The sequence below is a fragment of the Lachnoclostridium sp. An14 genome (assembly GCF_002160755.1).
Classification (GTDB): Bacteria; Bacillota; Clostridia; order Lachnospirales; family Lachnospiraceae; genus Lachnoclostridium_A.
On sequence record NZ_NFLE01000018.1, the window covers coordinates 76,263 to 83,976 of the forward strand.

7 protein-coding genes are annotated in these 7,714 nt (G+C 58.0%); all 7 read left to right on the forward strand.

Going from position 1 to position 7,714, the window contains the following annotated elements:
• Positions 1-11: 11 nt before the first annotated feature.
• Positions 12-1,286, forward strand: a complete 1,275-nt coding sequence (gene murA / locus B5E84_RS11575; RefSeq protein WP_087222884.1) for a UDP-N-acetylglucosamine 1-carboxyvinyltransferase — start codon at positions 12-14, stop codon at positions 1,284-1,286.
• Positions 1,250-1,987, forward strand: a complete 738-nt coding sequence (locus tag B5E84_RS11580; RefSeq protein WP_087222886.1) for a cell division protein FtsQ/DivIB — start codon at positions 1,250-1,252, stop codon at positions 1,985-1,987. The genes murA and B5E84_RS11580 overlap by 37 nt, the downstream gene beginning before the upstream one ends.
• 280 nt (positions 1,988-2,267) lie before the next feature.
• Positions 2,268-3,548: a cell division protein FtsZ gene (gene ftsZ, locus B5E84_RS11585; RefSeq protein ID WP_087222888.1), complete on the forward strand. Its 1,281-nt coding sequence runs from the start codon at positions 2,268-2,270 to the stop codon at positions 3,546-3,548.
• A gap of 356 nt (positions 3,549-3,904) precedes the next feature.
• The gene (locus B5E84_RS11590) at positions 3,905-4,750 is read left to right on the forward strand and encodes a sigma-E processing peptidase SpoIIGA (RefSeq protein ID WP_087222890.1); all 846 of its coding nucleotides are present in this window, start codon (positions 3,905-3,907) and stop codon (positions 4,748-4,750) included.
• Positions 4,751-4,804: 54 nt separating this feature from the next.
• Positions 4,805-5,545, forward strand: coding sequence for an RNA polymerase sporulation sigma factor SigE (gene sigE / locus B5E84_RS11595; protein WP_087222892.1), 741 nt, complete (start codon positions 4,805-4,807; stop codon positions 5,543-5,545).
• A gap of 96 nt (positions 5,546-5,641) precedes the next feature.
• A complete protein-coding gene (locus B5E84_RS11600) occupies positions 5,642-6,478 on the forward strand; it encodes a transketolase (RefSeq protein ID WP_087222894.1) in 837 nt (278 codons plus the stop codon).
• Positions 6,466-7,410, forward strand: coding sequence for a transketolase family protein (locus B5E84_RS11605; RefSeq protein WP_087222896.1), 945 nt, complete (start codon positions 6,466-6,468; stop codon positions 7,408-7,410). The genes B5E84_RS11600 and B5E84_RS11605 overlap by 13 nt, the downstream gene beginning before the upstream one ends.
• Positions 7,411-7,714 lie beyond the last annotated feature (304 nt).

Genomic DNA, 7,714 nt, shown 5'->3' on the forward strand with positions numbered 1-7,714 from the left:
GAGGCGGCGCGGTGTCAACAATACATATCGGTGGTTATCGGCGTCTCTGCGGGCAGATCCCCATCCAGGGCTCCAAAAACGGAGTCCTGCCTATGATGGCGGCTTCCGTGCTCAGCAGAGACACAACAGTGCTTACCAATGTCCCCGCCATACAGGATGTCTTTTGTATGATGGGGATATTGAAATTTATGGGATGCCGCTGTACCCTGGCGGGCGGCGAGCTGACCATTTCCCCCGCGGACATGAACCGCACGGACCTGCCGGAGGAGCAGGTGCGGCGGATGCGCTCCTCCATCGTGCTCTTAGGCGCCATGCTGGGCCGTTTCGGGGAAGCGTCCACCTCCTATCCGGGAGGCTGCTCCATCGGGAAACGGCCCATTGATTTCCACTTAAACGCCCTGCGGGCCCTGGGGGCAGAGGTCCAGGCGGAAGATTGCCGGATTCTGGCAAGGGCCACGGCCCTAAAAGGGGCGGAGCTGACATTCCCCTATCCCAGCGTGGGAGCCACGGAAAACGCCCTTCTGGCGGCGGTGCTGGCGGAGGGGACTACGGTGATCCGCGGCGCCGCCAGGGAGCCGGAGATCCGGGAGCTCTGCTTGTTTTTGCAGGCCATGGGCGGGAAGGTGGAGGGCGGCGGTACGGATACCATCGTGGTGGAGGGACAAAGGAGCCTCCACGGCTGCCGCTTTTTCGTGGACGGGGACCGGATCGTGGCGGGAACCTATCTGATCGCCGCCATGGCCGGGCGGGGAGAGGTGGAGCTTTCCGGGGTAAATCCGGGGCAACTCTCTGCCGTCCTCCGGACCCTGGAGGAAACGGGGGCACAGATCATTTCCACGGAAAACGGGGTTGCTTTGAAGATGAAGGGCCGGCCCAAGGCGATTTCCGTGGAGACAGGGCCTTATCCTGGCTTTCCCACGGACCTTCAGTCCCCGCTCATGGCCCTCATGTGCCTGGCGTCGGGCGACAGCCTGATCCGGGAGACCGTATTTGAGGGGCGCTACGAGACGGCGGCGGAGCTTTGCCGCCTGGGAGCCCGCATCCGGCTTACGGAGGGCGGCGCCCTGGTACGGGGCGTTCCCTTCCTCACCGGCGGAGCGGCCGCCGCCAGAGACCTGCGGGGCGGAGCGGCCCTGGTGGCGGCCGGGCTGGCGGCGGAAGGAGAAACGACAATTTCAGACTGCTTTCACATAGAGAGGGGGTACGAGGACATCTGCCGGGACTTAAGGAAGGCAGGTGCGGACATCCGATGGTTGGAAAGAGACGCAAAGGAAAACGAAAACTGAAACGATGGATACTCCTGGCCGCGGCCATCCTGCTTTTGCTGGCGGCGGCCGGGTTCTCCGTCCGGATCCGGGAGGTCACCGTCACGGGAAACAACCGCTGCGACAGCGAGGAGATAGAAAAAATCCTGTTCCCCACGGCGAAGGAGCGGAATCTGGTTTACTGCTACTTAAATGACAGGTTCGGAGAGCATAAGAAAATCCCCTACGTGGAAGACTACAAACTGGTGTTTCAAAGCCCCACAAAGCTGGAGGTGATCGTCTACGAGAAAAGCATTGTGGGCTACCTGCGGTATATGAGCAGCTATATGTATTTCGACAAAGACGGGATCATCGTGGACAGCACCAACGAGAAATTGGAGGGCGTCCCGGAGGTGACAGGCCTGGAGTTTGGCCACATTGTCCTCTATGCCCCCCTTCCCGTGGCGGACAGCCAGGTGTTCCAGGAGATTCTGAACCTGACCCAGGCCCTCTACGACTACGACATCCAGGTGGACGAGATCCGGTTCGGCAGCCGCAGCCAGGTGAGCCTGACGGTGGGGGAGATCCAGGTGGAGCTGGGAAACAGCGACAATATCAACGGCAAGATCGCCGCCCTTCACGACACCCTTCCCGTGCTGGAGGGACAGGCCGGCACGCTGTACTTAGATTCCTACGACGAGGCCAACACCAGCATGATGTATACCTTTAAAAGGAAAATGTGACGACAGGCAGCCCCATAGCGCCGGCCTCTGTTGTAGAATCCGTCAAATTATGAATGAGCGGGCGGGATCGTTGTAAATTTATAGGAATTTTAAGCAATTAGGAGTTGATATTTTTCCGAAAATCAAATATAGTATTAGGAGAACTGTGTAAATCGTAAAAAAGTGCGCGCCTCCCGCCGGAGGCTTTCGTGTCCTAGGAAAGGCAGTTTCCTAAGACATGAAAAATAGTTGACATCATATTAAAGCGATAGAAGAAAAAGGGTTAAAGGAGGAGACGATCTTGTTAGAGATTAAGATAAATGAAGCAGAGAACGCAGCCAGAATCATTGTCATTGGCGTAGGTGGAGCAGGGAATAACGCGGTGAACCGCATGATCGACGAGAACATCGCCGGCGTGGAATTCATCGGCGTGAACACGGACAAGCAGGCCCTGCAGTTCTGCAAGGCCCCCACGGCCATGCAGATCGGTGAAAAGCTCACCAAGGGACTGGGCGCTGGCGCGAAGCCGGAGATCGGCGAGAAGGCGGCGGAGGAGAGCTCTGAGGAGCTGTCCCAGGCCATGAAGGGCGCGGACATGGTATTCGTGACCTGCGGTATGGGCGGCGGCACCGGCACCGGCGCTGCTCCTGTAGTGGCAAAGCTGGCAAAGGATATGGGCATCCTCACCGTAGGCGTGGTGACAAAGCCCTTCCGCTTTGAGGCCAAGACCCGTATGACCAATGCCCTTCAGGGAATCGAGCACCTGAAGGAGAACGTGGACACCCTGATCGTGATCCCCAATGACAAGCTTCTCGAGATCGTAGACCGCCGGACCACCATGCCGGACGCTTTAAAGAAGGCGGACGAGGTTCTTCAGCAGGCCGTTCAGGGCATCACCGACCTGATCAATGTGCCCGGCCTGATCAATTTAGACTTTGCGGACGTGCAGACCGTTATGACGGACAAGGGCATCGCCCACATCGGAATCGGCCACGCCAAGGGCGACGAGAAGGCCAAGGAGGCGGTGGAGCAGGCCGTTTCCAGCCCGCTGCTTGAGACCACCATCGAGGGCGCAAGCCACGTGATCATCAATATTTCCGGCGACATCAGCCTGATCGAGGCCAATGAGGCTGCCAGCTACGTACAGGAGCTGGCCGGCGACGAGGCCAATATCATCTTCGGCGCTATGTACGACGAGAACGCCCAGGACGAGTGCACCATCACGGTCATCGCCACAGGCTTAAATGACAAGGGAGTGAACACCCCCGTAGCCAAGGCTATGAAGGATTTCAGCAACCCCTATAAGAAACAGCCGGCCAAGGCCCCGGCCTCTGCCAATGAGGCGGCAGCCACTGCCAACCAGGCCCGCCCGGCAGGCAATTACACTGCTCCCACCTACACGGTGCCCACAGGCTACGGCGCGGGAGCAGGCCAGTACACCGCCCCACAGCAGCAGGGCGCCCGTCCCGCGGGAACGGCTCCGGTTGCCAATCCGAACCCCACAGGCTACCGTCCCAACGCAGGCGTTCAGATCAATGTTCCGGACTTCCTGAGAAAGGGCAGAGACAATAACAGACGGTAATCTGTAAAAATCACAGAACAGAATTTCTTCCCGGAGAGAATGGGCCGCAGAATATGGCGGCGGCCGTTCTCTCCGGGATTTTTGTGTTATAGGAGACTGAGTTCCCTATGACACAAAAGCCTCCGGCAACTGTGCCTATTTTCTTCTCTGAGACGGTTCTTCTCCGCCATCATTTCCCCAGAAACCGCCTTAAAAATCACATTTCACGGCCCGTTTTGCGGCCATTTCCCCCTTTTCTGTCGGATGGTTCCGATCTTTCCCGATGAAAAACAGGAATACGCCTCACCCGTTTGACATATTTTGCCGCCTGGTTTCAGTATAATGGATGGCATGGACCGGAGGTGAGGCTTTTTGCAGTGAAATACACCGTATACATAGATGTGCTGTTTTTCGTAAACCTGTTCATGGACCTTCTCATTCTGCTCCTTTTAAAACGGCTGTTCCGCCTTTCTGCCTCCTGGAAACGACTGTTTCTGGGGGCCGGTTTTGGGGCGGCCTGGGCCTGCGGGACCCTTTTCTTTCCCGTTCCGGCGGTCACCGGCGGCCTGCCGGGGCTGGCAGCTTCCGGGGCCTTTATGGTCTGGCTGGTTTTTGAGCGGGGCCGGGAGGGAGACTGGAGGGAACGTCTGGCCCGTGTGGGCCGGGAGACGGCGGGGCTGTTTTTCCTGGCCCTGGTCCTGGGAGGGGCGTTTTACGCCTTGGAGGAGATGGCGGCCGGCTGGTTTCGCGGCGGGGCGGCCGGAGGAGACGGCGGCGCCCTGGGGCTGTCAGCCTGGGCCTGTCTGGCGGCCGGGGCCGGTTTCCTGGCGCGGTTTCTCTGGGAAACGGTGCGGGAATGGGCCGGAAAGCGGCGGGCCATCTTTCGGGTGCGCTTAGGCTACCGGGGCCGGGAGACGGAGACGGACGCCCTCTTAGACACCGGCAACCGCCTGATTTCCCCGGACGGAGGCCGGCCGGTCCACGTGCTGGAATATGAGGTATGCAGGCAGATCTGTGAGAAGGTGGACGGCGTGACCTACATTCCCTACCGGTCGGTGGGGAGGCAGGACGGGGTCATCCCTGGAATTACCCTCGATTACATGGAGATCGGGGCGGGAAAGGAGCGGACGCGGGTGGAACGGCCCCTCATAGGAATCGTGAAAGCCCCGCTGTCGCCGGACGGCAGCTACCGGATGCTTCTAAACGAACGGGCGGGGAGATAGAAAAACAGGGGTGGAAATATTACCCGGAATCGGGGGATCAGAGGGAGGATATAAATGATTATAAAGGTATCAGTGCCTGGGCGTTTCCAGTTTAAGGCGGTGCCCAGCTTTAAGACCATGTTTTTGCAGAAACAGGGGGAGATCCATTACATCGGCGGGGCGGATATTCTGCCGCCGCCTTTAGACGGGCAGACGGAGGCGGAGATGATCGCCAGGCTGGGGACGGAGGAGGATAAGGAGGCCAAGTCGGCCCTCATCGAGCACAACCTCCGGCTGGTGGTGTACATAGCAAAGAAATTTGACAATACCAGCGTGGGGGTGGAGGATTTGATTTCCATCGGTACCATCGGCCTCATCAAGGCCATCAACACCTTCAACCCGGAGAAAAACATCAAGCTGGCCACCTACGCCTCCCGCTGCATTGAAAACGAGATTCTGATGTACCTGCGCAGGAACAGCAAAACCAAGCTGGAGGTGTCCATCGACGAGCCTTTGAATGTGGACTGGGATGGAAACGAGCTGCTGCTCTCCGACATCCTGGGCACCGACGAGGACGTGATTTACAAGGATCTGGAGGACGAGATCGAAAAGAAACTGTTAAATGCCGCCATCAGCCGTTTAAGCCCCAGGGAGAGAAAAATCGTGGAGCTGCGGTTCGGCCTGGGCGGGGCAGACGGGGATGAAATGACGCAGAAGGAGGTGGCGGATCTTCTGGGGATCTCCCAGTCCTACATTTCCAGGCTGGAAAAGAAGATCATGAAACGGCTGAAGAAGGAAATTGTGCGTTTTGAATAGCGAAACTGCTGTTTTGTATGGACAATAAAGAGAAAATCCCGTATAATGAAGGGGAATCGGCAAAGCACTAATATTCATTAAAAAGAGGGAATCAGAATGGAGAAACTTAAACTTCAGAAAATCGCAAACGAAGTGAGAAAAGACATCTTGACAGAAGTCTTTCACGCGAAATCCGGCCATCCCGGCGGCTCCTTATCTGTGGCAGACATCCTGACCTGTCTGTACTTTGAGGAGATGAACGTGGATCCGGCAAATCCTGCCAAGGCGGACCGTGACAGACTGGTGCTGTCCAAGGGGCACGCCACTCCGGCGCTTTACGCTGTGCTGGCGGAGAGAGGATTTTTCCCGAAAGAGGAGCTGACCACCCTGAGAGCTCTGGGCAGCCGTCTGCAGGGCCATCCCAACATGAACGACACTCCCGGCGTGGATATGACGTCCGGCTCCCTGGGACAGGGTGTTTCCGCCGCTGTGGGTATGGCGCTTTCCGCGAAACTGACGGGAGATCCTTACCGTGTGTACGCCGTTCTGGGAGACGGTGAGCTGGAGGAGGGCCAGGTTTGGGAGGCTATGATGCTGGCCGGCAATAAGGGGCTTGACAACCTGGTAGTCGTTGTGGACAGCAACGGAATCCAGCTGGACGGCACCGTAGAGGAGATCAACTCCCCCCAGCCCATTGATGAGAAGATGAAGGCGTTCCACCTCCATCCCATCGTGGTGGACGGCCACGATTTCGAGGAGCTCCACAAGGCCTTCGAGGAGGCAAAGACGGTGAAGGGCTGTCCCACGGCCGTGATCGCGAAGACGGTGAAGGGCAAAGGCGTTTCCTTTATGGAGAACCAGGTATCCTGGCACGGCGCCGCCCCGAACAAGGAGCAGTACGAGAAAGCGATGGAAGAACTTGAGAAAGCAGGTGAAGCACTGTGTCAGATGTAAAGAAGATTGCGACGAGAGACAGCTACGGCAACGCGCTGGCGGAGCTGGGAAAAGAACATGAGAACTTATACGTGCTGGACGCGGATCTGGCGGCAGCCACCAAGACGGTGACCTTCAAGAAGGCATTTCCGGACCGGCACATCGACTGCGGCATCGCCGAGGGCAACATGGTAGGCGTGGCAGCGGGAATGGCCACCACCGGCAAGGTTCCCTTCGTGAGCACCTTTGCCATGTTCCTGGCAGGCAGAAGCTTTGAGCAGGTGAGAAACAGCATCGGCTATCCTCACTTAAATGTGAAACTGGGCGCCACCCACGCCGGCATTTCCGTAGGGCCGGACGGAGCGACTCACCAGTGCAACGAGGACATTGCCCTCATGCGCACCATTCCGGGAATGACCATCATCAACCCCTCTGACGACGTGGAGGCAAGAGCCGCTGTGAAGGCTGCCTACGAGATGGACGGCCCGGTGTATATGCGTTTCGGCCGTCTGGCGGTTCCGGTGATCAATGACAATCCGGACTACCATTTTGAGCTGGGCAAGGGCGTAACCTTAAAGGACGGCACCGACGTGACCATCGTGGCCACGGGCCTGGAAGTGGCAGCCAGCCTGGAGGCGGCGAAACTTCTGGAGGCGGACGGCATTTCCGCCAGAGTGATCAACATTCACACCATCAAGCCCATTGACGAGGAGCTGTTAGTGAAGGCAGCGAAGGAGACCGGCCGGGTGGTGACCGTGGAGGAACACTCCATCATCGGCGGCCTGGGCGGCGCTGTATGCGAGGTTCTGGCAGAGCAGGCGCCCGTTCCGGTGAAACGCCTGGGCATCCGCGACGAGTTCGGCGAGTCCGGCGTGGCCGAGGAGCTGTTAAAGAAACACGGCTTAGACGGCGAGGGCATTTACCAGACGGTGAAAAGCTGGATGGGGAAATAAACCAGCCAAAAAGCGTACATAGAGAACGGAAATAGGAGACGCTGCAAGGCGGACGGAAACGGTCTGCTTTGCAGCGTTTTCTTGTGTAGGAAACAGCATCCCTATGACACGAGAGCCTCCGGCGGGAGGCGCGCTCCGCGCAGAGGAAAATGGCTGCTGGCGTAGCCGCGCTCCGGCGCGAGTGTGCGATGCTGCGCACACTTTTTGCCTTTGACAGGGGGTATCTGCTTTTGGATATGAAAAAAGGCAGGAAAAATGTGAAAAAAATTTGAAATAAAAAAAATAGGGGGGGGGGGTTAAATAA

Bases quoted from the DNA above. Each gene is read 5' to 3' on its own strand.
- B5E84_RS11580 (WP_087222886.1), top strand. From the start codon at position 1,250: ATGGTTGGAAAGAGACGCAAAGGAAAACGAAAACTGAAACGATGGATA.
- sigE (WP_087222892.1), top strand. From the start codon at position 4,805: ATGATTATAAAGGTATCAGTGCCTGGGCGTTTCCAGTTTAAGGCGGTG.
- B5E84_RS11600 (WP_087222894.1), top strand. From the start codon at position 5,642: ATGGAGAAACTTAAACTTCAGAAAATCGCAAACGAAGTGAGAAAAGAC.